Below are 26,555 nucleotides of genomic sequence, written 5' to 3'. Positions count from 1 at the left end.
CCTTGTTTATCAGCGTTTTAACTTTTTCCACCCAGTGTTCTGTCGACAGGGAGCCGTCGACAACTCTTTAGAGGTAGCGCGCCTCTGGATCGCCTTCGCGGGCAAGCCTCGCTCCTACAGGTTAGGTATCGATCACTGAAACGCCGGTAACTGTAGGAGCGAGCGGGCGGCGATCCGACTTGCCCGCGAAGAGGCCATAACAAACAACCTCACTCTGGAGCTGTACATGCTCTGCTTTCTGCTTTACCCCCGGGACCTGCGCCGATGATTCGCTGGTTGCGCAGCTCCCTGCCCGCCCGCGCCGGGCTCGCGGTGATCCTGATCGCCGTGCTCGCCCTCGCCAGCTCGTTGAGCGCCGGGTTGATCGCCTGGTTCAGCCAGGGTGATGCCGCCGCCATCAACACGGCGGGCTCGGTGCGCATGGAAACCTACCACCTGAGCTGGAAACTCGCCGCCGGTGCCACCGATGAAGAAATCATCGGCATCACTGAAAGCCTGCAACGTCGTCTCAACAGCCAGTCACTCAAGGCCGTGCTGGAAGATGGCCCGACCACCGCGTTGCAAACCAGCTATAGGCAACTCCAGCAACAATGGAACGAGGCGTTGCGCCCGGCGCTGGAACGCGGCGATGCCGTGGCGTTTCAAGCCCAGGCCCGGCCGTTCGTTGAGCAACTGAACCAGTTCGTCAGCCTGCTCCAGCGCCAGAGCGAGCAAAAGCAGGGCTGGCAACAAGTGATCCAGGGCATGGCGCTGTTCACCACCATGATTGTCCTGCTGATCGGTTTGTACGAGTTGCAGTACGGCGTCGTCACGCCCCTCAAGGAGTTGGTGGACGCAACCCAGCGCTTTCGACGCGGTGATTTCAAGGTGCGGGTCAACCATCAGTCCCAGGACGAACTGGGCCAGTTGGCCACGAGCTTCAACGCCATGGCCGAAACGATAGAAGAGTCACACCGCACACTGGAAAGTCAGGTCCGGCAAAAAACCCTGAACCTGCAACAGGCCAACGCTGCGCTGGAGTTGCTCTATCAAAGCAGTCGCAGCCTGGCCACACGCCTGGCCAATGCCGAAGGGCTGGACGAGTTGATCCGGCGCTTCCAGCAACGCCTGCCGGGCTTGCGCCTGTCGCTGTGCTTGCAAGGCCAGGCGCAGGCGCCTGCCCAGCAACTGATCGCCCTGCATGGCGCCAACATCCGCGACGTCTGCGCCAGCAGCGATTGCGCCACGTGCCAGAAACACCACGACGCGAGGCCGCAATCCTTCAGCATCAGCAACCAGGGCAGCGAACTGGGTGAACTCAAGGCTTACTTTGTCGACGGCCACCCCACGCAAGCCTGGGAAACCCAACTGATCCAGGCCCTGGCCAACCTGATCGGCACTTCGCTCTCACTCAAGCGCCAACGGGAACAGGATCATCGGTTACTGTTGCTGGAAGAGCGCACGATCATCGCCCGCGAACTGCACGACTCACTGGCCCAGGCCCTGTCCTACATGAAGCTGCAAGTCAGCCGCATGCAGACCCTGATGCGCCGTGGCGAACCGGTGCAGACCCTGGAAAACGTCACCGCCGAATTGCGCGAAGGACTGAACAATGCCTACCGCCAATTGCGCGAACTGCTGACCACTTTCCGCCTGCAGATTCACGATGCCGGGCTGGTGCAGGAGCTCAAGGACACTGCCGCAGAATTCTCCCGTCGTGGCGAATTCCAGGTGCACCTGCACGTCGATGCGCTGGCCTTTCAGCTCTCGGCCAGCGAGCAGATCCACATTTTGCAGATCACCCGCGAGGCGCTTTCCAATTGCCTGCGCCACGCTCACGCGCAAAACGCCTGGCTGGAACTGCGTCAGGACGGCGAAACCGTGAGGCTGTCGGTCGAGGATGACGGGCGCGGCTTCAGCGGCGACGTCGACCAGCGCGAACATCACGGCCTGAACATCATGGATGAGCGGGCGCGGAGCTTGCGCGGCCACTTGCACATATTTTCCAGGGAGCCTCAAGGCACCCTCGTCCAGCTGGAATTCCACCCGGAATTTCTCGGACAGCACACAGAAGGTAGCGTCACATGAACCCGTCCCCACACCATAGAATCCTGCTGGTAGACGACCATCCCATGATGCGTCGCGGCATCCGTCAAATGCTCGAACTGGAAGATGACTTCCTGATCGTCGGCGAAGCCAACCATGGCGAGGAAGCGCTCAGCCTGATCGAACCGCTGCAACCGGACCTGGTGTTGCTCGACAACAACATGCCGCAAATGAACGGCATTGAAACCCTGCGTCGACTGCGCGCGATGCACTACACCGGCAAGGTGTTGCTGTTCACCGTGTCGGACGCCGAAGACGATATTCGCGACGCGTTGCGCCTGGATGCCGACGGTTATCTGCTCAAGGACATGGAGCCCGAACTGTTGATCCAGTACATCCGCGAAGCGTTGGACGGTGCATTGGTCATCAGCCCCGGCCTGACCCAGGTCATGGCCCAGGCGTTGCGCTCGCCGCCACGCCAGGCGGTGGTCGAACTGACCGACCGCGAACGCCAGGTGTTGAAAACCATCGCCAGCGGCTTCAGCAACAAGGTCATCGGGCACAAGCTGGGCATCACCGAAGGGACGGTCAAGGTTCACGTCAAGAACCTGCTGCACAAACTCGGTTTGCGCTCGCGGGTCGAGGCGGCGGTGTGGGCCATGGAGCATCTGCGCAGTGCGGGCTGACGGCCATGCCTCCTTGGAGGTAGGCCTGCAGAGGCATAGGTCAACCGGCCTGCGCTCTCTACTATGACCGTCAGCGGAGGTACGCCATGCTGACCCACCCTTCCATCGTTTTAACGTTGCGCCGTCATCATCTGTTCAGCCAATTGCCGGAGAAAGTCTTCGAGGAAGTCTGTGCCCTGGCCATGCTCAAGCGCCTGCCTTGTCACAGCACGCTCATGCATCAGGGCGATCCGGCCAAACGCTTTTTTCTGCTGGTCAGCGGCCAGGTCAAGTTGTACCGACTCACTGGCGAAGGCCAGGAAAACCTGGTGGAGATCATCCAGCCCGGGCAAACCTTTGCCGAAGCGCTGCTGTTCAGCCAGGCCCGGCTCTACCCGGTGAGCGCCACCGCGTTGAAGGACAGCGTGCTGGTCAGCATCGAGGGCACCCACTATCGCAATGCGCTGGAGGACCAGCCGAAAGTCTGCCTGGCGATTCTGGCGAGTATGAGCGTGCACCTGCACTTGCGGCTGCGGGACATCGACACCTTGACCATGGCGAGCGCGAGCCGTCGGGTGATCAATTTCCTGTTTCAGGAACGCAACCCGGTCACCGGCCAGATTGTCTTGCAGATGTCCAAACGCCTGGTGGCGTCGAAGCTGGGGATTCAGCCGGAAACCTTTTCGCGGATTTTGCATCGCCTGGTGGACAGCGGCCTGATCGCCATGGAGCGACGCCACATCAGCATCCTCGCGGAAGAGGACCTGGCGGCGTTCCAATAACCGGAATTGACTGCCATCAATGCGCAACGCCCTGTGCCTTGCACACTTGAACACCCCATCAACGGAGAGCGTCAATGCCCCCTTCGACTTTGCCTCTGGTCTATGCCTGTTCCGGCTGTTCCAATGTTGCGCAACTGGCCAACACATTGGCTGTGCGCCTGGATCGCAGTGGCGTTGCTGAAATGTCCTGCATTGCCGGTGTCGGCGGGCATGTGGCCGCGCTGGTCAACAAGGCGCGGTCGGGGCGGCGGATTTTTGCGCTGGATGGTTGCCCGCTGCAATGTGTCGAGAACTGTCTGAAGCAGCATGGTTTGCATGCGGATGTGCATTTGATTCTGAGTCATTACGGGGTGCGTAAGCGTTATGGCGAGGATTGCACCGAGGCGCAGAGCGATGAGTTGTTTGAGGGGATCAGGGGGTTGATTGTCAGTGATACCCGGCAGCATGTAAGCCGGGCTTGAGGGCAGCGAACATTCCCTGTAGGAGCTGGCTTGCTGGCGATAGCGGCCTGGTAGCCGATCATTTTCGTTCAGGTGTACATATCCATTCCTGCGGTAACGGCTGATATTGGTTTCGCTTTTACAGCGAGTCACTTGGAAGAGCCCCAAGTAACCAAGGGCTCTTGCCCCTTTCGTTCGGTGCCTCGCTAAGGCTCGCTATACCCTCGCTCCGGTCCTGCTCCGTGGGCCCGCCGCCATCGGCCATCCATGGCCGGGGGCGGCTAACCCGGCATCCATGCCGGGTTGCCCACTGCGCAGAACCTCCACTCGGCCTCTCGAGGGGGCGCTCAGATCAAAAGCTGAAGGCGAGCTAACGCTCGGCCTGATGAGTGGTGGAAATCAAAAGCAAACGCGATTCCCTGTAGGAGCGAGGCTTGCCCGCGAAAAACGACCGGACAACGCGTTCATTCAGACAGCCCGCGTTATCGTTGACGTCCATCGACGGCAAGCCGGCTCCTACAGGGAATGCGTACGATCATAGAAACAGGTCGGCTGGCAGGCCGCCTCGTTTTTGCTTTGCTTTGGCTTTTGATTTTGATTTTGATCTGCCCCGTCGGAAGGCCGAGTGGAGGTTCTGCGCAGTGGGCAACCCGGCATGGATGCCGGGTTAGCCGCGCACGGCCAGGGATGGCCGATCGCGGCGGGCCCACGGAGCAGGACCGGAGCGAGGGCATGGCGAGCATTAGCGAGCCACCGTACGTCAGGGGCAAAGCCTTTTGGTTCCTTTTTGGCGTTTGAAAAAGGGACTCGCCGTAAGGGCGAAACCATAAGCGGCCGTTACCGCAGCAACGGATATGTACACCATCAAAAAACTCGACACACAACCATCGCCGGCAAGCAATGTCGATCACCCCGCCGCCAACCCCTTCCCCGCCCGCTCCAGATTCCGCCACAACCAGACCGGCAACACATCAGGATCAAGGCTATCGATCAAATTCTTCAACGCCAACCCCAATTCTGTGTCGCCCTCAATCACCAGACGCCGACGAAAAAACAGCGTATCAGGATCCTCCTGACGACTGGCCAACAGTAAAAACTCACGCCAGTTCCCGCTGATGGTCACAGCCGCCGTAGCATGCTCGGCAATCCGCAACCCCTGACGATTGAGCGTCAGATACCAGGACAACCCCAGATCCGGAATCCGCAAACACAACCAACGCCCGCGCAACACCTCAAACTCACCATCACGCAACGGCTCGGCGAGGCAGCGATTGAGCGCCTGCTGCAACGCCAGGCGCTGCACGGCAAACGGCACCCGACGCACCAGCGGTAACAACCGGTCGGCACCTTTGAGCAGCCACTTTTTTCGGTTCAGCACAGGCCAACCTCCTCGACGCGCAACATGCCGGCCTGGCCATGCCAGTAGCCATTGCACCCTTCGACAAACAACGGCGGCATCTCGCCCGAACGAACCCGCTGATAACTGTCAATCACCTCAGCCATGCCCTGCGCACGCGGGCTCAGGCGCAACAGATCGGCGCCGCAGTCCACCAGCCCGGAATAATCGGCGAGCAAATTGGTGACCTCGGCCGACATGGTCTGAATACCGTTGAGGGTAAACAGCGGCTGCCCTTCCTGGCTGGTCAGTGCCATGCCGTCGGGGTAGTTGATGCAGCAAAACTGGCAGTCGTCCTTGGGCCGGTTTTCCGCGCGGGCCGTGAAACAGCGGGCGGAATAGGCCAGGGGCAAATGCCCATAGGCGAAAATTTCAACTTCCGGCACCGCTCGGCCCAGTTCACGGACCTGCCCGATCACGTCGCGGATCAGCGCCGCCGAACACTCCACGGGCGGCACCCAGCGGGTCATTCCGCAGTCGAGCAGCTGCGCCAGCGAGTGGCCGTTGTACAGGTTGAGGGCCGGGCCACCCACGAACGGCAACTGGCGCTCGGCGAGGAACTGCACCGCGCCCATGTCATTGGCCTCCACCAACAGTTGGCCGTTGTCACACAGGCGGCGCAGGCTGGAAAGTTCCGACGCTGCTTCGATCAGCGTCAAACTGGAGATCACCAACTGCGCCCGACTGCACTCCTGTAACTCGCGCCCCAGTCCCAGCCACTGATCCAGTGAAAAGGCCCGGCGTTTCGAGCACACGGTTTCCCCCAGGTAAATCACGTCCAGAGGCATGGCCGACATCTCGGCGTAAAAGTTGCTGAGTTGCTCCTTGTCCCAATAAAACAGGACCGGTCCCAGGCTGAGCTTCATGTCGCGTCCCCTCATTGCCATGATCGATGATAAGCACCCAGGGTGGTCTGGCTGCCCTCGGACAACCCGGCCAGCACCTGACGCCATTCTTCCTTGACCCGAAAAGCGCCCGGCGCGCCGCGATGGGCATCCAGCGCGGCGCGCCAGACCCGGGTGACTTGCTCGACATAAGCCGGGCTGCGTTGGCGGCCTTCGATTTTCACGGCTTCGACGCCGATGGCCGTCAGCTCCGGCAGCAGGTCCAGGGTGTCGAGGCTGGTGGGTTCTTCCAGGGCATGAAAGCGTTTGCCGTCGACCAGGAAACGGCCTTTGCACAAGGTCGGGTAACCGGCCGGTTCGTCGGGGGTGTAGCGGTCGATCAGGACTTCACTGAGCCGCGCGCTCAACCCTTCGGCGTCCTCGCTCCAGCGCACCGCCTTGGCCGGCGAACAGACGCCGCACAGGTTCGGTGACTCGCCGGTGATGTAGGACGACAGGTGGCAACGCCCTTCGGCCATGATGCACAGGCTGCCGAAACCGAAAACTTCAATGGGCACCGGACTGCTGGCGGCCACCTGGCGCACCTGCGCCAACGACAACACCCGTGGCAGCACGGCGCGCCGAATATCGTAGCGCTGCGCGTAAAACGCCAACGCGGCGGCGTGGGTCGCCGAGCCCTGGACCGAGAGGTGCAACGCCAGTTGCGGATGGCGCTGGCTGGCATAGTTGAGCACCCCGGGGTCGGCGGCGATCAGCGCATCCACACCGAAATCGGCAGCACGATCCACCGCCCGCTGCCAGCGCTCCCAGCCCTTGGGTTGCGGGTAGGTGTTGACGGCGACATAGAGTTTGCGTTGATGCTGACGGATGTGGGCGACGGCGGCGTCGAACTGTTTGTCGTCCATGTTCAGCCCCGCGAAATGCCGGGCGTTGGTGTCATCGCGAAAACCGACATAAACGGCATCGGCGCCTTGGCGCACCGCCGCTTTGAGCGCAGGCAGGTTCCCTGCCGGGCAGACCAGTTGCATGGGTAATCCTCATGAAAAAAGCGGCGCTGCCAGTCTAGTCAGACCGGCAGGCACTGCCTTGACGGCAATCAATTGCCCTCACTGCATCAGGTCGGCAAAGGACAGGAACATCACGTTGTCGTGCTTGAGCACTTGCTGCTCGCAGTCGATCACTGCCAGCCCGTCAGCCCAGCACGCGGCCGTCAACATCGCCGAGCTTTGCTGAGGGTGCAGTTCCACGCGCAACTGGCCGTCTGCGCCGGGCGTCAACCTGGCTCGCAGGTATTGCCGGCGCTTGTTGCTTTGCAACCACTCGAACCCGGCGGGCACGGCCAGTGGCCGTGGCATCACGTCCGTCATACCCTGGGCCCGGAGCAAGAACGGTCGCACCACCACCAACGCGGTAATCAGTGCCGCCGAAGGATTGCCGGGTACGCCGATCCACGGTTTGCCCGCCACTTCGCCAAAGGCCAGCGGTTTGCCCGGCTGCATGGCGAGACGCCAGAAATCGATGCTGCCCAGTTCCTCGATGGCGTGCTTGAGATGATCCTCCTCGCCGACCGAAACGCCGCCGCTGCTCAGCAACAGGTCGCATTCCGACGACGCCAGGCTCAAGGCGTGCCGACTGGCCGCCAGCTCATCGGCCATCACGCCGTAGTCATGCACCTCGACGCCCCATCCACGCAACAGCTCCGCCAGACAGTAGCGATTGCTGTTGTAGATCTGCCCCGGCGCCAAGGGATCGCCCGGCTCGCGCAGTTCATTGCCGCTGCTGAGCAAACACACCTGCAACGGTCGATAGACTTCGATCCGCGCAATCCCGGCGCCGGCCAGCAATCCGATTTCCTGTGCGCGCAGGCGCTTTCCCGCCTTGAGCAGCAGGTGCCCGCGACGAACTTCTTCACCCTCTTTGCGCACGTGATCGCCAACGCTTGCGGGCGGCAACCAGACACGCTCGCCGTCGATCCGGCAACGCTCTTGCGGCACGACGGTGTCGGCGCCCGGTGGCAAGGGTGCGCCGGTAAAAATCTGCACCACTTGTTGCGCGAGCAACGGTGCGCACGCCTGATCCCCCGCCGCAATTCTCCCGCCGATCAACAGCCAGCCACCCTCCTCGGGCAGGTCGACGGCCCTGAGGGCGTAACCGTCCATGGCGCTGTTGTCCCAGGCCGGCAGGTTCACCGGGGAATGAATATCCGCTGCCAGCACGCGCCCCATCGCTTGATCCAGGCGGATCATTTGCACCAGGGGCGGCGGCGGTGCCTGATCGAGCAGGCGGCTGATGGCCTCGTCCACCGGCATCAGGTTGCCGAGGTCGCACACCCGGCCGGTCATGAGCGTGTCTCGCAGGCATCAATGTTGCGTTGGGCCTGAGGTTTCAAATGCGGGGCGAAATTGCAGGGGCCGGTGCGACTGTCCAGTTGTTCGAGCAGGATCTTGTTCCAGGCCGTCCGGCAGGCACCCGGTGAACCGGGTACGCAGCACACCAGCACGCCGTTGCTCATGCCGGCCAGTGCCCGGGATTGCAGGCTGGACATGCCGATTTCCTCCAGGGATACCTGACGGAACAATTCGCCGAAGCCTTCCACGTGTTTGTCCAGCAGCGGCAGGACAGCTTGCGGCGTGTTGTCGCGAGCGGTGAAACCGGTACCGCCGGTCATCAGCACAACTTGTACTTCGGGGTCGGCGATCCACCGGGAAACGGTGGCGCGGATTTGATAGATATCGTCCTTGACCAGGTCACGATCGATCAATACATGCCCGGCGGTTTGCAGCAAATCGGTCAGGGTCTGTCCTGAAGTGTCGGTGTCGAAGGTGCGTGTATCGCTGATGGTCAGCACGGCAATGTTCAGGGGTTCAAATGTGCGTTGCGCCAGATGGGCCATGTCCAGGTTTTCCCGTAGATGAGGGTATGGGCCCAAGCCTGAACCGGAATCCTTGATGAGCCTATTCCTCCAAGGAGGTACCTCTCGGGCGCATGGATTTCTGGCTGATGGGGGGATGGGTTTGTTGGGGGGTATATCCGTTGCTGCGGTGATGGCGGCTATTGGTTTCGCCCTTACGGCGAGTCACTTGGAAGAGCCCCAAGTAACCAAGGGCTCTTGCCCCTTTCGTTCGGTGCCTCGCTAAGGCTCGGCATGCCCTCGCTCCGGTCCTGCTCCGTGGGCCCGCCGCCATCCATGCCGGGTTGCCCACTGCGCAGAACCTCCACTCGGCCTCTCGAGGGGGCGTGTACCTCAAGATCAAAAGCGGAAGGCGAGCTAACGCTCGGCCTGATGAGTGGTGGAAATCAAAAGCGTATGGGATTCCCTGTAGGAGCGAGGCTTGCCCGCGAAAAACGACCGGGCAACGCGTTCATTCAGACAGCCTGCGTTATCGTTGACGTCCATCGCCAGCAAGCTGGCTCCTACAAGGGAAGTGCATATGTGTTTGGATAAATACGATCAACTGTAGGAGCCGGCTTGCTGCGGGCGGCGTTCCGACGATAGCGGTGGATCAGGCAATGAGTGCGTGACTGAACTGACGCTATCGCCAGCAAGCCGGCTCCTACAGGGGATCGGTGAACATATCCGGAATGAGTGAACGCAGCAGTGAAGGACAACGCGTGCGCAAAATGAGCCAGGTCGGCTTTCAGGCCGCCTCGGCGGCTGTGGCGGTGGTCGCCCCCTCGAGAGGCCGAGTGGAGGTTCTGCGCAGTGGGCAACCCGGCATGGATGCCGGGTTAGCCGCGCACGGCCAAGGATGGCCGATCGCGGCGGGCCCACGGAGCAGGACCGGAGCGAGGGTATGCCGAGCATTAGCGAGGCACCGAACGAAAGGGGCAAAAGCGCTTTGGTTACTTTCGCGCTTTTCGAAAGTGACTCGCCGTAAGGGCGAAACCAATAGCCGCCATCACCGCAGCAACGGATATACACACCAACAAAGCCCCCCACCATTTCCCATCAGACTCAAGGCGCCAAACGGCTCCGTTTCCAGACACCCTCATGCAAGCGATAGTCAATACGGTCATGCAACCGGTCGGCACGCCCCTGCCAAAACTCCAGACGCTCAGGATGCAGGCAGTACCCACCCCATTGCTCAGGTCGCGAAACAGTCTGGCCGACAAAGCGTTTGATCGTGTCAGCCAACAGCAATTCAAGCGCTGCCCGACTCGCCAGCGGACGGCTTTGCGGCGAAGCCCAGGCACCGAGACGACTGGCCATGGACCGGGAATCAAAGTACTCATCCGACAACGCCGGATCCAGCCTCGAGACGCGACCTTCGATACGCACCTGCCGCTCCAGCCCCGGCCAGAAAAACGTCATGGCGGCATAAGGATTGGCGGCCAGTTGCTGGCCCTTGTCACTCTGGTAATGACCGAAGAACGTAAAACCTTCCTCGCTCAAGCCCTTGAGCAACAGGACACGACAGTGCGGCCGCCCATCGCTGTCGACCGTCGCCAGCATCATGCTATTGGCTTCGACAGGCGCGCTCTCGGTGTCGCGGGCCAGTTGCAGCCATTGGCGAAACATCACCAAAGGGTCATCCAGCGCATGCTCGTCCTGCAAGCCATACAGGGTGTAGTTGCGGCGCATTTGGGCCAGGGAAAGCGGCATGACAGTGATCTCCGGAAGGTTTTGCTCAGTGTGCGAGGCACTGCGCCAACCGACCTTGACCGCCATCAACAGTGTCGATTACTTGAGCCGCAGACGCCGCGCCAGTTTGTGCAAATTGCTCGGATCGACTTCCAGAATCCGCGCCGCGCTGGCCCAGTTTTCCCCGGACAGGCTCAGGGCCTGGAGAATTTTCTTGCGTTGATAATCGTCGACGGCTTCACCCAGCGGCTGGAATGGCAGATCAGCCGGAGCGGCGTCGCAAGGCTCAGAAACAACCTGCGGTGCGTTCGGAGCACTGTCGAGATCAAGAATCTCGGGCTCCAGCGTCATGATCAACGCACGACTGCTGCCGCGACTGAGCTGCTTCAAGGCGGCACGACTGATCACATGCTCGAGCTCGCGCACGTTGCCCGGCCAGGTATACGCCAGCAATGCGCGTTCGGCCGCCGGCGACAGACGCAAGCCACGCAGGCCGAGACGCGCCCGATTGAGTTCAAGGAAATGCCCAGCCAGCATCAACACGTCATTGCCACGTTCGCGCAACGAAGGGATCGGTACCGGGTACACCGAGAGCCGGTGATACAGATCAGCCCGAAACAGGCCATCGCGAATGCTGTCCGGCAAGTGCCGATTGGTGGCGGCGATGATGCGCACATCGACATGCAGCGGCTTGTCCGCGCCCAGCCGCTGGATCTCGCCGTTCTGCAAGGTGCGCAGCAATTTCGCCTGCACACTCAATGGCAACTCACCGACTTCATCGAGAAACAGCGTGCCACCGTTGGCCGCATCGAAGCGCCCGGCACGGTCACCCGTGGCACCGGAGAAGGCGCCTTTGACGTGACCGAACAATTCACTCTCCGCCAACGACTCGGGCAAGGCCGCGCAGTTGACCTGAATCAGCGGCTTGTGGCTGCGCCGCGACAGACGATGCAAGCGCCGGGCGAACAGTTCTTTGCCAACACCGGTCTCGCCCAGCAGCAACACCGGCAGATCGGAATCGGCCAACACGTCCAGCTCATTGAGCAGCTGATGCAACACCTCACTCTGCCCGAGGATCTCGCCCTCCTCGACCGGCATTCGCAAATCCTGAGGATCGCTGCGGGACAAGCGCAAGCTGCGGTTTTCCTGTTCCAGGCGAGTGACCCGCACGGCTGCTTCGATCTGCAAGGTGCAGCGCTTGAGCTCCTCCCGCGCACGGCTGTCGAAGGTTCCGGCGTGCAGCGCATCGAGGGTGATCGCGCCCCAGATCCGCCCCTCGACATACAGGCTCACGCCCATGCAGTCATGCACCGGCAGCGGTTCGCCGATGTGGTTGTCGAGCAATCCGTCGTAAGGATCCGGCAGGCGACTGTCGGGCTCGAACCAGACGGGTTCGCGCGAGGCCATGATCGCCGCCAGCCGGGGATGCTGGGCGATGACGAACCGGCGCCCCAACGCTTCATGCACCAGCCCCACCGTTGCCACGGGCCTGAGGCTGTCGTCATCCAGACGCAACAAACCCACCGCGCCACTGTTGAAGTATTGGCGCAGGGTCTGGACCAGTCGTTGCAACCGCACGGCATTGGGCAACTCGACAATCAGGTCGGCCGCCAGGCTTTCACGCAGCATGGTTTTAATTACCCTCTATGGTGGGATTCACCCTAATGCGTCAGGGTGCGCATCACCACAACTAAAAATAAATTCATATTTATCAATCAGTTAAATATGGCACGCCGGATGCAACAAGCCAGGAGAACCGTTGAAACCCAAGCAAGGAACCCCCTGATGAGCCAGACCCTACTGGAACAAAGCCTCGGCCAACTGGCCTGCGACATTCCCGGCGCCACCCGAATCTTTCACAACTTCAAACTGGACTTCTGTTGCGGTGGGCATAAAAGCCTGCGGGAAGCGGCCCTTGGCAAAGACCTCGATCCGCTGCTGATTGCCGATGCTCTGGAAACCCTGCAAGACACCGGCGAAACCCAGCACGATTGGCGCACTGAAACGTCCGAGGCCTTGATTGCCCACCTCCTGACGCGCTACCACGCCCGCCACCGCGAGCAACTGCCGGAACTGATCCGCCTGGCCCGACGCGTCGAGCAAGTGCACGGGGCGCGCAGCACCTGCCCCAACGGCCTGGCCGATCTGCTGAGCGACATGCAGCAAGAACTCGAAGGCCACATGCTCAAGGAAGAACAAGTGCTCTTCCCGATGCTGCAACAGGGCATCGGCCCGCAGGCCGCACCGCCGATCCAGGTGTTGCGTTTCGAACATGATCAACATGGCGAAGCGCTGGAACAGATGCTCGCCCTGACCCACCACATCACTCCGCCAGCGGATGCCTGCAACACCTGGCGCGCACTCTATCGCGGGTTGCTGGAATTCAAGGACGACCTGATGCAACACATTCACCTGGAAAACAACGTGCTGTTCATTAACGCCCTGAACCCACACCACTGATCACACTTTTCGCGAGCAGGCTCGCTCCCACAGGGATCAACATTCCCCTGTGGGAGCGGGCTTGCTCGCGAATGGCGTCGCCTCAGAACTACCGGCTTTACAGCGCCATCAGCCGTGCCAATAGAACATCGCCTTGGCCAGGATCACGATCAACACCATGTGCCCGAGGATGCTGCGGCGAATCCAGGTCGCGCGGGTCGTGGACAGCCGCGCGCTTTTCAGCCAATACGCCAGCAGCAGGTAATGGCCGATGATGCTCAGGGCCAGGATGATTTTCAGGCTCAGCAAAGTGCCAAAACTGCTGGCCAGCGGCTGGCTCAAAACACCGCGGTGCTGCCAGGCGAGCGCAATGCCGGCGCCATATAACAGCAACACCACACCGTGCAGCACCTTGCGCGAGCGCACGGCAATCGCCTGATCCGCCGTCGCTCGCGCCGTTTCTGCCAGCGGCTGGCGGGCGCGGTGCCAGATCACCACTTCAAAAAACAGCGTGCCGATGAAGGCGATGGCTGCCAGCAAATGCGTAATCAACAAAAAGGGATACATCATCGCCCGCCTCCATTCTTTGGCCTGCTCATCCCGGATGACCGTCGACCCGGGCCCGCAGCAGCATCGGCCCATAACGCCAGGCGTACAGCGCAAACGCCAGCGTCCAGCACAGACCGGCCAGCCACAGCGCCGGCAAAGGGAAAAACACAATCAACACGACCCGACTCAGACACGCCAGATTGAGCAAAATGAACGCCAAGGTCATGCCCGACGGTGGCTCCAGCGCACGGCCGGTATGCCCGAGCGTTACCCGCGCGATCATCGCCAGCACCAGACCGCCCATGGCGCCGATCGTCAGGCAATGCACTGCCAGGCTCGGGTTCAGCGGCACGCCGAAATGCCACAGCGCCATGCCGAGACAGGCCACCGCCAGCCAGCCGTAAGCCAGGTGCAGCGACCACAACAACGGCACGCGCCACAGGCCGCGATCTTGCCAGCGCACCAGGCGCACCAGATGCCCAGCCCCCAGCACCGCGAACAACAAACCCACCCAGACATTGGCGTTGAGCGCAGGGCCGACGGCATACAGCAACGCCACCAGTGGAGAGCCAATCAGCAGCAGCCAATCCAGCCATGGCCAAGGGGCAACAGCGTCAACCCGGCCGAGGCCGCGCTGGGTGAAGAACGGAATCACGCGCCCGCCGATCAACCCCATCATGGCCGCCACCAGCCAGATGCCGGTCAGCACGCCCTGACGCTGCCAGCCTTCATGACCTGCGACCAGCCCCGACACAGACAACCCGTCGGCACCGGCCAGCAACAGCAGGACCACCACAATCGGGTAGTTACGCTTTTGCCGTACCTTCCACAACGTGAAGCCCATCAACACCGCCACCGCCAGCGGGAACGCCATTTCCAGCACCACCAGCAGCGGCCACGGGGCATTGACCAGCCACGCCACGCGCGCCGCCAACCACAGCAGCGCCAGCGCGGCCAACGGTTTGCCGCTGAGGCCGGGGCGACCGGTCCAGGTCTGTACGGCCGTCAGCAGGAAGCCCGCAATAATCGCCAGCCCGAACCCGAACAGCAATTCATGCCGATGCCAGCCCAGCCACCCACCGGCCGGTTGCCACGCGGACAACGAACCGCTGAAGGCCGCCAGCCAAAGCGGGATGACCAGCACGGCCAACAGGCCGCCCGCGAGGAAGAACGGCCGAAAGGCCAGACGTAACAGCGGCGCTATGGCCATCGCTTTACGGCGGTCAAGCACTTGCATAAAGCCACTCCTCTACCTTGTTGCTGACCTGGCGCCAACCTGCGCGCGAGGTAATTCCGGGTGCAATCATCGGGTATTGCCGAGCAATTGCCTTTGTCGCAGATCAAGTGTGCAAGGGGCGTGCCCCCGCTCCAGATCAATGGCTGGCGGCACTTCCTAGCTGTAACGGTAGCTGGCGCAGGGTAAAAATGACCATTTAAGGGTTGTTTTTACCCTTATTGCATGGGTCTTTTTTACCCTGTCCATCTACAACCCCAATAAACAAAGGCCTTCAGGCATGGCCCGCGTTTTGCTCAAGCCTCGGGAACTCAAAGCAAACTCGATCCCGGGAGTCCTCATGAAAAAAGTCGTCCAGCCACTGGCCTGGTTTGTGGTGTTGACCTCCGTCCTGGCGGTGGCCAGCGGCATCTCCCTGGGCCTTGTCTGATTCTTGATCGCAAGCCACTCCTCAACCTTCAGGATGAATTCCCATGGTGCTTCATCGCGTCCATCACCAGATTTTGCGCAGTCATCACTTGTTCGAGCCGTTGAATGAAGAACAGCTGGATGAATTGATGAGTACCAGCCAACTGCTGAGCATCGACAAAGGCGAGCCGTTGTTCCGTCAGGGCGAGCCGGCCGATTCGTTCTATTTCGTGATTGCCGGGGCGGTGAAGATCTACCGCCTGACACCCGACGGGCAGGAAAAAGTATTCGAGGTTCTCAGCGATCGACAAACCTTCGCCGAAGCGATGATGCTGATGGACACCCCCAACTATGTGGCCTCGGCCGAAGCGGTCTGCCCTACCCAGCTCTACCGGTTATCCAACAGCACCTACATGCGCTTGCTGCAGAACAACAGCCGGCTGACCTTCGCGCTGCTGGGCAAGCTCTGCGTTCGCCTGCATCAGCGGGTCAACGAAATCGAAACCCTGTCACTGAAAAACGCTACCCACCGGGTCGTGCGCTATCTGCTGACGCAGCTGGTGCGCCAGCAAACCATCGACAGTCAATTCGAACTGCCGATGGCCAAGCAACTGATTGCCGGGCACCTGTCGATCCAGCCGGAGACGTTTTCGCGCATCATCCGCCGCCTGATCGATGAAAAAATCATTACCCAGGACGGCCGCCAGATCGCCATTCTTGATCGTCCACGCCTGGAACAGTTCGAGTGAGCGCCATGCCCGTCTGCCTGTATTGCCAACACGCCAATCCATCAAAAGAAACCGAATGCCGCCACTGCGGCATGCCCCTGCCGGCGTTGGCCGAACGCGCCGGAGAGCGTCGGCAGCATCGGTTCATGTGGTTCTGCATCGGCCTGACGATCTTTTGCGTGGCGATGTTTTTCTGGCTGCCGCGTTGATGCCAGGGTCATGGCTGGGTCAACTGGCGATACAACTGCGGTAAGCGCAGAGGCAGTTGTTCGGGCTGGCGGATCAAGGTGTAGCCATTGGCGCCGAACATGTACGGCAAGTAGTCCCCGGCCTCGCGATCAATCGTGATGCAGAACGGCGTCAATCCCTGGCGCCGCGCCTCCCGCACCGCCTCGCGGGTGTCTTCGACACCGTAGCGGCCCTCATACAAATCCAGATCATTCGGTTTGCCGTCGGTCAGCAGCAGCAACAATTTGCTGCGTCGTTTGCTGGTGCCCAGCAGTTTGGTGGCCTGGCGAATGGCGGCGCCCATGCGTGTGTAATAACCCGGCTTGAGCCCCTGGATGCGACCTCGGGTGTTGTCGTCATAACGCTGGGTGAACGACTTGAGCTCCTGCATGCGCACTTGCTGGCGACGCAATGAGGAAAACCCGTACAGGGCAAAATCATCACCCAGCACCGACAGGGTTTCGCCGAACAGCAGCAAGCTGTCGCGGATGACATCGATGACACGATGTTCATCGTTGAGATGGGCGTCGGTGGACATCGACACATCGGCCAGCAACAGGCACGCGAGGTCGCGGCGGGTCTGGCGTTGTTCCATGAACAAACCCCGTTCGGCGCACTCGCCATGCTCGCGTTCAACGTGAAAATCCAGCCAGGCCTGCATGTCCAGTTCAGAACCCTGGGGTTGCTGGCGTAACCACTGGCGGTCGTTGCGCAGGTGTTCGAACTGACGACGCAAACGTCGCGCCGAAGCCTTGAGCCGTGGCGGCAGCGGCTGCGCTTCACAGTCGCGCGGCACCATCATTTGCAGATTGACGAAGCTGTCCTGCATCCGCTGCTTGCGATAGTCCCACTCCGGCAACTTGATGCCCTCGCCCAAGGGAATATCGTCGACATCGGCCGGCGGCAGATCCAGGTGCAATTTGAGGCCACCGCCCTTGCGCAGACGGGTGCGCGACAGCGTCAGTTCGTCCAGGTCATCGGCGACCCGAGCGGCGTCCGGGTCTTCGCTGTCGTCCGACCAGCGATCCAGATCCACGTGTTCGGTCCAACTGAACAGGTTCTCCAGGCGTACCACCAACAGCCCGCCATCACGGGTACTTTCATCGATCCGCGTGGCGCGTTTGCGTCCGCTTTTCTGTTCGCCGGGTGGCGTGGTCAACGACTCTTCGGATTCATCGCCCAGATCGGCTGCCTGCGCACTGGCGAAATTTTGCGGCGGGTACAACCACAACGGCAGCGGCCAGGCAGCGCGTTCGCTACGAGGAAAATGCTCGACACTGCCCGGCTCACGCAACGCCTGGCATAACGCCCGCTCCAGCGCCGCTTCGCTGCGGTTCAACGAGGCCGGATCCGGGCGTAATTGCAGATGCGCATCGACCAGGCGTTGATAGCGGACGCGCAACGCGGGGAAGCGCTGCAACAGCTGTTGCGTCCAGCGCTGATTGTCCCGCCCCCAGTGACGCATCGGCCCGGCCTGCGCCGCCAGCAGCGCGAGCCAACGATAGAGTTCTTCGTTCAGAGCGACGTCAGGAAACACCGCCAGGCTCGATGGCAGCCGAAGATTTGCGTCGTCGCACCACGCCAACGGCACTTGTTTGCAGGTGCCGGCGATCTGCTGCAACACGTTGCGCCGCAGCAGCAGATCGCGGTCGCTGGCAGCTTCGACGCCGACACCGTTGGCACCGCCCATGGCACGAAACAACAGCGCCAGCGGGCGTTGCTGGCTGATCAGCTCAACGCGTGCCTCGGGGAAATCCGCACTGGCGCGCCGGGTGATGAAACGGTGCCAGACACTGCCGACCCACTCTTCCAGTTCAACGGTAAAGGCCATGGTAGTTGCCCTTTTTCCAAAGCAAAAAAACGGCCCGCTGTCTCAGCCGGGCCGACCTTTTCTAGCCGTTATGCAGGCTCATGACGGAACCACGGCAGCCGGGGCGCGCAAAGCGGCGCGGCCACGTTGCTTGAAGCTGAACAAGTAGCAGAGCAACCCGGCGAAGAAACCCACACCGGAACCCAGGCGGGCCCAGAACAGCACTTGCAAATGTTCGACCGTGGACATGAAGGGCAACGCGATTCCGTCGGCCTGCCAGCGTTGCAGGTAGACCTGCACGACACCGGCAGCGGTGAGGAACAATGTGATCATCACCATCGACAGGGTCATCAACCAGAAGCCCCAGATCTCCAGCGTCTGCGAGCGCTCGTCACCGGCTTCACCCAAGCCGCGCAAACGTGGCATGGCGTAGCTGATCAAGGTCATCACGATCATCGCGTAAGCGCCGTAGAAGGCCAGGTGACCGTGAGCCGCCGTCAGTTGCGAACCGTGGGTGTAGAAGTTAACCGGGGCCAACGTGTGCAGAAAACCCCAGACGCCCGCACCGAAGAACGCCGTGACCGTGGTGCCCTTGGCCCACAGTGTGGCCGCGCGATTCGGGTGTTGCCGACGACGGTTCTTCACCATGCTGAACGCGAAGATCACCATGGCCAGGAATGGCAGCGGTTCCATGGCGGAGAAGATCGAGCCGACCCACAACCAGACCTCGGGCGCACCGATCCAGAAGAAGTGGTGACCGGTGCCGATGATCCCGGTAATCAGCGCCATGGCGATGATCACGTACAGCCATTTTTCCACGACTTCCCGGTCTACCCCGGTGATCTTGATCAGCACGAAGGCGAGCATCGAACCCATGATCAGTTCCCACACGCCTTCCACCCAAAGATGCACCACCCACCACCAGTAAAACTTGTCACGGGCGAGGTTGCCGGGGTTGTAGAAGGAGAACAGGAAGAACACCGCGAGCCCGATCAACCCGGTCATCATCACCATGCTGACGGTGGTCTTGCGACCTTTGAGCAGGGTCATGCCGATGTTGTAGAGGAAGCCCAGGCACACCACCACGATGCCCATCTTGGTGATGGTCGGCTGCTCGAGGAACTCCCGGCCCATAGTTGGCAGCAACTCGTTGTGGGTCAGCCTGGCCAGGCCCGCATAAGGCACCAGCAGGTAGCCCAGGATCGTCAGCACACCGGCGGCGGCGAACACCCAGAACAGGAGGATTGCCAGTTTCGGGCTGTGCAGCTCTCGGTCGGCTTCTTCCGGGATCAGGTAGTAAGCCGCGCCCATGAAGCCGAACAGCAGCCAGACAATCAACAGGTTGGTGTGCACCATCCGCGCCACGTTGAACGGAATGATCGGGAACAGAAAGTCTCCGATCACGTATTGCAGGCCCATGATCAAACCGAACAGCACCTGACCGAGGAACAGGATCAGGGCAAACACGAAGTACGGTTTGGCCACGGCTTGCGAGGCGAATTTCAGATGTGGATTGGCAATGCTCATTGCTCAGCCCTCCTTGTTTGGCGGCCAGCCATTGGTGTTGATGTTCGAGCTCCATTTGAGGAACTCGGCGATGTCATCCACCTCCTGGTCACTCAATTTGAACTGAGGCATCGCGCGCCGGCCCGGTACGCCCAGCGGCTGCATTTTCATCCAGGCATGCAGGAAAGGTTTGAAGCCCTCTTCCCCGCCGCGTCGCTGAAAGACGTTGCCCAGCTCAGGCGCAAAGTAGGCGCCCTCGCCCAGCAGCGTGTGGCAGCCGATGCAGTTGTTTTGCTCCCAGACTGTCTTGCCGCGAATCACTGATTCGGTTAACTGCGCTTCGTTACTGCGCTCCGGGAAGGTCTGTTCCGTGTGGTAGGTCAAGGCCAGGAATACCAGGAAGAAGAAGATACTTCCCCCGAAGTAGATGTTCCTGGCCATGCCTTTGGTGAAGGTCTCTGACATGGTCGCTTCCTCTTTGCTTGGCCCGTCCATGATAGGAAGCGAAGGGTTGAAACCTGCTTGATGGCGATCAAGAAACTCCGATGGTTTTGCTCGGGTATTGCCGACACCGCAGATCGAATGTGGGAGCGCTTTGTGTCAGGCGGTCGTTTTTTTTTGAGGGGGGGTACATATCCGTTTTTGTGGTGTTGGCGGCTATTGGTTTCGCCCTTACGGCGAGTCACTTTCGAAAAGCCCCAAAGTAACCAAAGGGCTCTTGCCCCTTTCGTTCGGTGCCTCGCTAAGGCTCGGCATACCCTCGCTCCGGTCCTGCTCCGTGGGCCCGCCGCCATCGGCCATCCATGGCCGGGGGCGGCTAACCCGGCATCCATGCCGGGTTGCCCACTACGCAGAACCTCCACTCGGCCTCTCGAGGGGGCGCTCAGATCAAAAGCTAAAGGCGAGCTAACGCTCGGCCTGATGAGTGGTGTAAATCAAAAGCGTACGCAGATCCCCTGTAGGAGCCGGCTTGCCGGCGAAAAACGCCCAAACACCGCGTTCATTCAGACAGCCCGCGTTATCGTTGACGTCCATCGCCAGCAAGCCGGCTCCTACAATTTTGAATCGTGTGAACCCAATCCCTTGTAGGAGCCGGCTTGCTGGCGATGGCGGTGGGTCAGTCGACGTATGTATTAGCTGGGTAGACGCAATCGCCAGCAAGCCGGCTCCTACAGGGGGGATGTGCAAACATCCAAAATTAGTGCGGCCACCACAGTGCGCAAGTGTGCGCACGACCGAAGAGCCAGGTCGGCTTTCAGGCCGCCTCGGCGGCTGTGGCGGTAGTCGCCCCCTCGAGAGGCCGAGTGGAGGTTCTGCGCAGTGGGCAACCCGGCATAGATGCCGGGTTAGCCGCCCCCGGCCAGGGATGGCCGATGGCGGCGGGCCCACGGAGCAGGACCGGAGCGAGGGTATGGCGAGCATTAGCGAGCCACCGAACGAAAGGGGCAAGAGCCCTTGGTTACTTGGGGCTCTTCCAAGTGACTCGCCGTAAGGGCGAAACCAATAGCCGCCATCACCACAGAAACGGATATGTACTCAATCAACCACCACCAACATCCCCCCCACAACCACCGCCAACACCAACGCCCAACCCACCAACAACCGACGCCACAATCGCGGCGCATGGCGCATCTCCATAAAGCCATCAGTAATCAACCAGGCCTTGCCCACAGCCACCAACAAGATGGCCACGGACAACACCCCTGTCGCGCCCGACTGCGCCAGCAACACAGTGCTTACGCTCAGCGTGGCCAGCGCTGCCCAGCAGACAAACAAGAACCTGGAAGCAGACATGAAAACCTCATCAACCCAGCACGTAAACCAGCGGAAACAACACCACCCAGATCAGATCAACCATGTGCCAATACAACACGCCGGATTCAAATCCACTGCGGTTACTGGCGTCGTACAACCCACGACGGCAACGCTCGGCCAGCCATCCGAGGATGAACATGCCAAGCAACACATGAAGAAAATGAAACCCGGTGAGGATCCAGTACAGCGTGAAAAACGTGTTGTGCTCCATCCCCAGCCCCGAGGCCAGTAAGTGTCGGTATTCGGTGACTTTCAACACCACATAGACACTGGCGACGAGCAACGCCGCCAGCAACCAGACAGCGCCGTGGCGAGGCCGTGAGCGCCTGACTTGCGCCTGCGCCAGCGCCGCGAACAGCCCGGCGGTGAGCAGGCTCAGGGTCATCGCCAGACCGGTCGACGTGTTCAGCAACAGACGACTTTCGCTGAACAGCTGCGGCTTGAGTGCCTGGGTCACGGCGAACACCAGAATCAGAATGGCAAACACCGACAGCTCGGCCAGAATGAAAAACCACATCGCCAGATCGCCCGGCAAATGCCTGGCCGCAATGCCGCCGGGTTCAACCGAAGTGGACATCAACCACGTCCATCAGCGCCGCAACGGTCAGCGGATCGTCGCTCAATGGTTCGGCCAGGCAGGCCATGCACGCCTCACGTGGGCTCATGCCGGCGCGGATCATTCGTGCGGTGAAAATCAGCAACCGCGTCGAAGCGACTTCCTCCAGATCATGCTGATCGAGCCGGCGTAGCGCCTGCCCCAGCCTGACCACTTGCGCTGCCAGCGCGCTGTCCACCTGAGCCTCGCGGGCAACAATGCGCTCCTCTTCGGCCACCGGCGGGTAATCGAAACGCATCGCCACGAAGCGTTGTCGGGTACTGGGTTTCATGCCTTTGAGCAGGTTCTGGTAACCGGGGTTGTAGGACACCACCAGCATGAAGGACGGCGGCGCCTGCAACACCTCGCCGGTGCGCTCCAGGAACAACTCGCGACGATCGTCGGCCAGCGGATGCAACACCACCACGGTGTCCTGGCGCGCCTCGACCACTTCGTCGAGATAACAGATGCCGCCTTCACGCACCGCGCGGGTCAGCGGTCCGTCCTGCCACCAGGTGCCCTGGGCACCGATCAGATGGCGACCGATCAAGTCAGCCGCGCTCAGGTCGTCGTGGCACGCCACGGTGTACAGCGGCAGGTTCAACCGATGCGCCATGTGCTGGACGAAACGGGTCTTGCCGCATCCGGTCGGCCCCTTGATCAGCACCGGCATGCCGTGTTGCCAGGCCTGCTCGAACAGCGCCTCCTCATTGTTGAGCGGTTGGTAGAAGGGTTCGGCCTTGTGTTCGCCAGACGGGAGATGGTCCATGGGGCACCTGATTCAACAACAGAATTGAGGGACACGCTACGGACCCCTGCGACAACCTGGCAAGTGACATGGCCGACAAACTTGATCGCCGTCAAGCGGGCATTGGCCTGCTCGGGCATAGCCTTGCAGCGCACTAAGAACCTGCGTCCTGCGCTGTCGTTCCAGCGCATCGCAAAGGTCTTGCCTGAGGAGAAATGGAATGCTGATCAGCAATAGAAAAACGTTTGCTCTGACCGTCGCCACCCTGTGTTCGACACTGGCCTTTGCGGTGTCTCACGCAGCCAGAGCCAACGAGCCCGCCGCCACACCGCCCATGGTCAAAACCGCTGGCGCTCCCGACATGAGCCGGGCCGAGTTCGATTCATCCAAGGAAATCTACTTCCAGCGCTGCGCCGGCTGTCACGGCGTGCTGCGCAAAGGGGCGACCGGCAAGCCGCTGACCCCGGACATCACCCAGTCGCGCGGGCAACCGTTCCTGGAGGCCTTGATTACCTACGGTTCACCGGCAGGCATGCCGAACTGGGGGACGTCCAATGCCCTGACCAAGGAGCAAATCACGGCCATGGCCAAGTTCGTTCAGCACACGCCGCCGACACCACCGGAATGGGGCATGGCCGAGACGCTGAAAACCTGGAAGGTGCTGGTCAAACCCGAGGATCGTCCGAAAAAACAATTGAGCAAACTCGACCTGCCCAACCTGTTTTCGGTGACATTGCGCGATGACGGCAAGATTGCCCTGATCGACGGCGACAGCAAGAAAATCGTCAAGCTGATCGAGACCGGTTATGCGGTGCACATCTCGCGGATCTCCGCCTCGGGCCGCTACTTGCTGGTGATTGGCCGCGACGCCCGGATCGACATGATCGACCTGTGGCCGGTGGAGCCGACCAAGGTCGCCGAAGTCAAAGTGGGCATCGAAGCGCGCTCGGTCGAGACCTCCAAGTTCAAGGGCTACGAGGACAAGTACACCATCGCCGGTTCCTATTGGCCGCCGCAGTTCACCATCATGGACGGCGAAACCCTGGAGCCGAAGCAGATCGTCTCGACACGCGGCATGACCGTCGACAAGCAGGAATATCACCCTGAGCCGAGGGTCGCGGCAATCATCGCGTCCCACGAATGGCCGGAGTTCATCGTCAACGTCAAGGAAACCGGCAAGGTCATGCTGGTCAATTACCAGGACATCAAGAACCTCACCGTCACCTCCATCGACGCCGCGCCGTTCCTGCATGACGGCGGTTGGGACAGCACGCACCGCTACTTCATGACCGCCGCCAACAACTCCAACAAAGTCGCCGTGATCGACTCCAAGGAGCGCAAGTTGACCGCACTCGTGGACGTCGGCAAAACCCCGCACCCTGGGCGCGGCGCCAACTTCGACCACCCAACCTACGGGCCGGTCTGGGCCACCAGCCACCTGGGCGATGAAGGCATCTCGCTGATCGGCACCGACCCGGTCAAACACGCGCAATACGCCTGGAAACAGGTCGCCTCGATCAAGGGCCAGGGCGGTGGATCGCTGTTCATCAAGACCCACCCCAACTCCCGTCACCTGTACGTCGACACCACCCTCAACCCGGACGCAAAACTCAGTCAGTCGGTGGCGGTGTTCAACATCGACAAGCTCGACGCCGGCTACACCGTGCTGCCCATCGCCGAATACGCGGGCATCAAGCAAGGGGCGATGCGCGTCGTGCAACCGGAATACAACAAGGCCGGCGATGAAGTCTGGTTCTCCGTGTGGAGCGGTCAGGCCGACGAATCGGCGCTGGTGGTGATCGACGATAAAACCCTGAAGCTCAAGTCAGTCATCAAGGACAAACGACTGATCACACCCACCGGAAAGTTCAACGTCTACAACACCCAACACGACATCTATTGAGCTCCATCAATGCAAGGAAACACCATGAAAAATACTCTGCTTTCACTGTTCGCCCTGACCGCTGCGCTGAGCGTGCAACCGGCCATGGCCCAGGACGCGCTGGAGCTGTTCAAGAGCAAACCCTGCGCAGCCTGCCACTCCATCGACACCAAACTGGTCGGCCCGGCACTCAAGGATGTAGCGGCCAAGAATGCGGGCGTAGCCGGGGCCGCGGACACCCTGGCCAGTCATATCAAAAACGGCACACAGGGCAATTGGGGACCGATGCCGATGCCGGCAAACCCGGTCACGGATGAGGAAGCGAAGATTCTCGCGACCTGGGTCCTGACGCTCAAATAACCGCCTGGAGGGCGCCATGATGATTTTTCGAAAGGCTCTGGTTCTGGCGGCCCTCCTCCTCATTTGCGCAACCACGGTTGCCGCGCCCGACGCCCAGCGTCAGGCGCAACTCGAACACCTGCTGGCCCAGGACTGCGGCGCCTGCCATGGGCTGCACATGACCGGCGGCCTCGGCCCCGAACTGACCCGCGCAGCGCTGGCGGGCAAGTCCAGGGACAGCCTGATCGCCACCGTCACCCATGGCCGGCCCGGCACCGCGATGCCCGGTTGGGCCCCGCTGCTCAGCACCGCCGACATCCGTTGGCTGATCGATCTTCTTCTCCAGGGATATCCCGCACCATGATCCGTTCAATCCTGCTGTCAGCGGCGACCGGGCTGTTATTGTCCGCCTGCGCTCAGCCACCCTTGCGTGGCACCGGCGACTTGGGCGTGGTGGTGGAACGCGCCACCGGCAGCCTGCAAATCATCGAAAGCGACAATCGCACTTCGCTGGCCCGACTCGAAGGGTTGGGCGACCTGTCCCACGCCTCGGTGGTGTTCTCCCGCGACCAGCGCTTTGCCTATGTGTTCGGCCGCGACGGTGGTCTGAGCAAGATCGACCTGCTGACCCGACGCATCGATCACCGAGTGATCCAGGGCGGCAACAGCATCGGCGGCGCCATCAGTCAGGACGGCAAATTGATCGCCGTGTCCAACTACGTGCCCGGCGGGGTCAAGGTCTTTGATGCCGAAACCTTGCAGCTGGTGGCCGACATTCCCGCCACCCCGCTGGCCGATGGCAGCAAGCGTTCCCGCGTGGTCGGCCTGGTCGACGCGCCCGGCCAGCGTTTTGTGTTCAGCCTGTTCGACACCGGCGAGATCTGGACCCTGGATTTCAGCCAGGGCACCACCCCGCAGATCAGCCGCTTCACCGACATCGGCGAGCAACCCTACGACGCGCTGATCACCCCGGACGGGCGCTACTACATGGCCGGCCTGTTCGGCGAAGACGGCATGGCGCAACTCGACCTCTGGCATCCCGAGCGCGGGGTAAAGCGGGTGCTCGGTGATTACGGACGCGGCCAGGCAAAACTGCCGGTCTACAAAATGCCGCACCTTGAGGGCTGGGCCGTCGCCGACCATCAGGCCTTCGTTCCCGCTGTCGGTCGCCATCAAGTGTTGGTGATGGATTCGCGCACCTGGCAGCAGAGCGCCGTGATCCCCGTGGCCGGCCAACCGGTGTTCGTCACCTCGCGCCCGGACGGTCGGCAACTGTGGGTCAATTTCGCCTACCCGGACAACGATCGGGTCCAGGTGATCGACACCGAAACCCACGCCGTGGTCGCCGACCTGCGACCGGGCCCGGCGGTGCTGCACATGGAATTCACCGCACGCGGCGATCAGCTGTGGCTGTCGTTACGCGACGGCAATCAGGTTCAGGTCTGGGACCCGTACAGCCTGAAACAGCTGAGCACCCTGCCGGCCACTGCACCGAGCGGCATCTTCTTCAGCAGCCGCGCACAAAAAATGGGCTATTGA

General features: G+C 61.3%; 26 protein-coding genes. 11 read left to right on the top strand and 15 right to left on the bottom strand.

What is annotated here, in order from left to right; translation table 11 throughout:
* The first annotated feature begins 264 nt into the window (after positions 1 to 264).
* The 4 genes from IB245_RS03175 to IB245_RS03160 all read left to right on the top strand — a co-directional run bounded on the left by IB245_RS03175 (position 265) and on the right by IB245_RS03160 (position 3,933).
* Positions 265 to 2,067, top strand: coding sequence for a HAMP domain-containing protein (locus tag IB245_RS03175; protein WP_192226474.1), 1,803 nt, complete (start codon positions 265 to 267; stop codon positions 2,065 to 2,067).
* Positions 2,064 to 2,711 (top strand): two-component system response regulator NarL, encoded by a 648-nt coding sequence (gene narL / locus IB245_RS03170; RefSeq protein ID WP_192226472.1) that lies wholly within the window; start codon positions 2,064 to 2,066, stop codon positions 2,709 to 2,711. The genes IB245_RS03175 and narL overlap by 4 nt, the downstream gene beginning before the upstream one ends.
* An 86-nt stretch (positions 2,712 to 2,797) precedes the next feature.
* Complete coding sequence (locus tag IB245_RS03165; RefSeq protein WP_008030978.1) at positions 2,798 to 3,472, top strand: Crp/Fnr family transcriptional regulator; 675 nt, start codon at positions 2,798 to 2,800, stop codon at positions 3,470 to 3,472.
* A gap of 74 nt (positions 3,473 to 3,546) precedes the next feature.
* Positions 3,547 to 3,933 carry a putative zinc-binding protein gene (locus tag IB245_RS03160; RefSeq protein ID WP_008043726.1) on the top strand — a complete coding sequence of 129 codons (387 nt, stop codon included), beginning with the start codon at positions 3,547 to 3,549 and terminating at the stop codon, positions 3,931 to 3,933.
* 886 nt (positions 3,934 to 4,819) lie between these two features.
* Here IB245_RS03160 and ubiT read toward each other — a convergent pair.
* The 7 genes from ubiT to norR all read right to left on the bottom strand — a co-directional run bounded on the left by ubiT (position 4,820) and on the right by norR (position 12,364).
* Positions 4,820 to 5,290 carry a ubiquinone anaerobic biosynthesis accessory factor UbiT gene (ubiT, locus tag IB245_RS03155; RefSeq protein WP_192226470.1) on the bottom strand — a complete coding sequence of 157 codons (471 nt, stop codon included), beginning with the start codon at positions 5,288 to 5,290 and terminating at the stop codon, positions 4,820 to 4,822.
* Positions 5,284 to 6,174 (bottom strand): U32 family peptidase, encoded by an 891-nt coding sequence (locus tag IB245_RS03150; RefSeq protein ID WP_192226468.1) that lies wholly within the window; start codon positions 6,172 to 6,174, stop codon positions 5,284 to 5,286. Before IB245_RS03150 ends, ubiT begins: the two co-directional genes overlap by 7 nt.
* Before the next feature lie 11 nt (positions 6,175 to 6,185).
* Positions 6,186 to 7,181, bottom strand: a complete 996-nt coding sequence (gene ubiU / locus IB245_RS03145; RefSeq protein ID WP_008034782.1) for a ubiquinone anaerobic biosynthesis protein UbiU — start codon at positions 7,179 to 7,181, stop codon at positions 6,186 to 6,188.
* A gap of 78 nt (positions 7,182 to 7,259) precedes the next feature.
* A complete protein-coding gene (gene glp, locus IB245_RS03140) occupies positions 7,260 to 8,495 on the bottom strand; it encodes a gephyrin-like molybdotransferase Glp (protein WP_192226466.1) in 1,236 nt (411 codons plus the stop codon).
* On the bottom strand, positions 8,492 to 9,046 hold the full coding sequence (gene moaB, locus IB245_RS03135) for a molybdenum cofactor biosynthesis protein B (RefSeq protein WP_008034780.1): 555 nt from the start codon (positions 9,044 to 9,046) through the stop codon (positions 8,492 to 8,494). Before moaB ends, glp begins: the two co-directional genes overlap by 4 nt.
* A gap of 1,062 nt (positions 9,047 to 10,108) precedes the next feature.
* The gene (pdxH, locus tag IB245_RS03130) at positions 10,109 to 10,756 is read right to left on the bottom strand and encodes a pyridoxamine 5'-phosphate oxidase (protein WP_008043454.1); all 648 of its coding nucleotides are present in this window, start codon (positions 10,754 to 10,756) and stop codon (positions 10,109 to 10,111) included.
* Between the two features lie 78 nt (positions 10,757 to 10,834).
* Entirely contained in the window at positions 10,835 to 12,364 is a 1,530-nt protein-coding gene (gene norR / locus IB245_RS03125; RefSeq protein ID WP_008043455.1) for a nitric oxide reductase transcriptional regulator NorR, read from the bottom strand.
* 156 nt (positions 12,365 to 12,520) lie between these two features.
* On the opposite strand from norR, the gene ytfE reads away from it, so the two are divergent.
* Positions 12,521 to 13,195, top strand: a complete 675-nt coding sequence (gene ytfE / locus IB245_RS03120) for an iron-sulfur cluster repair protein YtfE (RefSeq protein ID WP_008029646.1) — start codon at positions 12,521 to 12,523, stop codon at positions 13,193 to 13,195.
* A 108-nt stretch (positions 13,196 to 13,303) separates the two neighbouring features.
* Here ytfE and IB245_RS03115 read toward each other — a convergent pair whose 3' ends face one another.
* Together IB245_RS03115 and IB245_RS03110 are read right to left on the bottom strand one after the other, a co-directional pair.
* Positions 13,304 to 13,741: a CopD family copper resistance protein gene (locus IB245_RS03115; RefSeq protein WP_192226591.1), complete on the bottom strand. Its 438-nt coding sequence runs from the start codon at positions 13,739 to 13,741 to the stop codon at positions 13,304 to 13,306.
* Between the two features lie 28 nt (positions 13,742 to 13,769).
* On the bottom strand, positions 13,770 to 14,960 hold the full coding sequence (locus IB245_RS03110; RefSeq protein WP_008043457.1) for an NnrS family protein: 1,191 nt from the start codon (positions 14,958 to 14,960) through the stop codon (positions 13,770 to 13,772).
* Between the two features lie 470 nt (positions 14,961 to 15,430).
* Between IB245_RS03110 and IB245_RS03105 the strand changes: the two genes are divergently transcribed.
* Both IB245_RS03105 and IB245_RS03100 read left to right on the top strand, forming a co-directional pair.
* A complete protein-coding gene (locus tag IB245_RS03105; RefSeq protein ID WP_008029654.1) occupies positions 15,431 to 16,114 on the top strand; it encodes a Crp/Fnr family transcriptional regulator in 684 nt (227 codons plus the stop codon).
* Positions 16,115 to 16,119: 5 nt separating this feature from the next.
* Positions 16,120 to 16,302 (top strand): hypothetical protein, encoded by a 183-nt coding sequence (locus tag IB245_RS03100; protein ID WP_008029656.1) that lies wholly within the window; start codon positions 16,120 to 16,122, stop codon positions 16,300 to 16,302.
* 8 nt (positions 16,303 to 16,310) lie between these two features.
* On the opposite strand, the gene IB245_RS03095 is transcribed toward IB245_RS03100, so the two are convergent.
* The 6 genes from IB245_RS03095 to IB245_RS03070 all read right to left on the bottom strand — a co-directional run bounded on the left by IB245_RS03095 (position 16,311) and on the right by IB245_RS03070 (position 22,816).
* Positions 16,311 to 18,152: a nitric oxide reductase activation protein NorD gene (locus tag IB245_RS03095; protein ID WP_192226464.1), complete on the bottom strand. Its 1,842-nt coding sequence runs from the start codon at positions 18,150 to 18,152 to the stop codon at positions 16,311 to 16,313.
* Between the two features lie 78 nt (positions 18,153 to 18,230).
* Positions 18,231 to 19,658 (bottom strand): cbb3-type cytochrome c oxidase subunit I, encoded by a 1,428-nt coding sequence (locus IB245_RS03090; protein WP_008029660.1) that lies wholly within the window; start codon positions 19,656 to 19,658, stop codon positions 18,231 to 18,233.
* 3 nt (positions 19,659 to 19,661) lie between these two features.
* Positions 19,662 to 20,102 carry a c-type cytochrome gene (locus IB245_RS03085; protein WP_192226462.1) on the bottom strand — a complete coding sequence of 147 codons (441 nt, stop codon included), beginning with the start codon at positions 20,100 to 20,102 and terminating at the stop codon, positions 19,662 to 19,664.
* 1,071 nt (positions 20,103 to 21,173) lie between these two features.
* Positions 21,174 to 21,431, bottom strand: coding sequence for a cytochrome C oxidase subunit IV family protein (locus IB245_RS03080; protein WP_192226460.1), 258 nt, complete (start codon positions 21,429 to 21,431; stop codon positions 21,174 to 21,176).
* 10 nt (positions 21,432 to 21,441) lie between these two features.
* Positions 21,442 to 22,029 carry a cytochrome c oxidase subunit 3 family protein gene (locus IB245_RS03075; protein ID WP_192226458.1) on the bottom strand — a complete coding sequence of 196 codons (588 nt, stop codon included), beginning with the start codon at positions 22,027 to 22,029 and terminating at the stop codon, positions 21,442 to 21,444.
* Entirely contained in the window at positions 22,013 to 22,816 is an 804-nt protein-coding gene (locus IB245_RS03070) for a CbbQ/NirQ/NorQ/GpvN family protein (protein ID WP_008034410.1), read from the bottom strand. The genes IB245_RS03075 and IB245_RS03070 overlap by 17 nt, the downstream gene beginning before the upstream one ends.
* Before the next feature lie 313 nt (positions 22,817 to 23,129).
* Between IB245_RS03070 and nirS the strand changes: the two genes are divergently transcribed.
* The 4 genes from nirS to IB245_RS03050 are packed head-to-tail and all read left to right on the top strand — an operon-like array spanning position 23,130 to position 26,555.
* Positions 23,130 to 24,698 (top strand): nitrite reductase, encoded by a 1,569-nt coding sequence (nirS, locus tag IB245_RS03065; protein ID WP_223413864.1) that lies wholly within the window; start codon positions 23,130 to 23,132, stop codon positions 24,696 to 24,698.
* A 24-nt stretch (positions 24,699 to 24,722) separates the two neighbouring features.
* The gene (locus IB245_RS03060) at positions 24,723 to 25,037 is read left to right on the top strand and encodes a c-type cytochrome (RefSeq protein ID WP_008043673.1); all 315 of its coding nucleotides are present in this window, start codon (positions 24,723 to 24,725) and stop codon (positions 25,035 to 25,037) included.
* Between the two features lie 16 nt (positions 25,038 to 25,053).
* On the top strand, positions 25,054 to 25,380 hold the full coding sequence (locus tag IB245_RS03055; protein ID WP_192226454.1) for a c-type cytochrome: 327 nt from the start codon (positions 25,054 to 25,056) through the stop codon (positions 25,378 to 25,380).
* Positions 25,377 to 26,555 carry a cytochrome D1 domain-containing protein gene (locus IB245_RS03050; RefSeq protein ID WP_192226452.1) on the top strand — a complete coding sequence of 393 codons (1,179 nt, stop codon included), beginning with the start codon at positions 25,377 to 25,379 and terminating at the stop codon, positions 26,553 to 26,555. The genes IB245_RS03055 and IB245_RS03050 overlap by 4 nt, the downstream gene beginning before the upstream one ends.

Source organism: Pseudomonas sp. PDM02 (genome assembly GCF_014852285.1).
In the GTDB taxonomy this organism is placed as follows: Bacteria; Pseudomonadota; Gammaproteobacteria; order Pseudomonadales; family Pseudomonadaceae; genus Aquipseudomonas; species Aquipseudomonas migulae.
The sequence above is the reverse complement of the archived record's forward strand: the minus strand, read 5'-3'. Positions and strand labels throughout refer to the sequence as shown.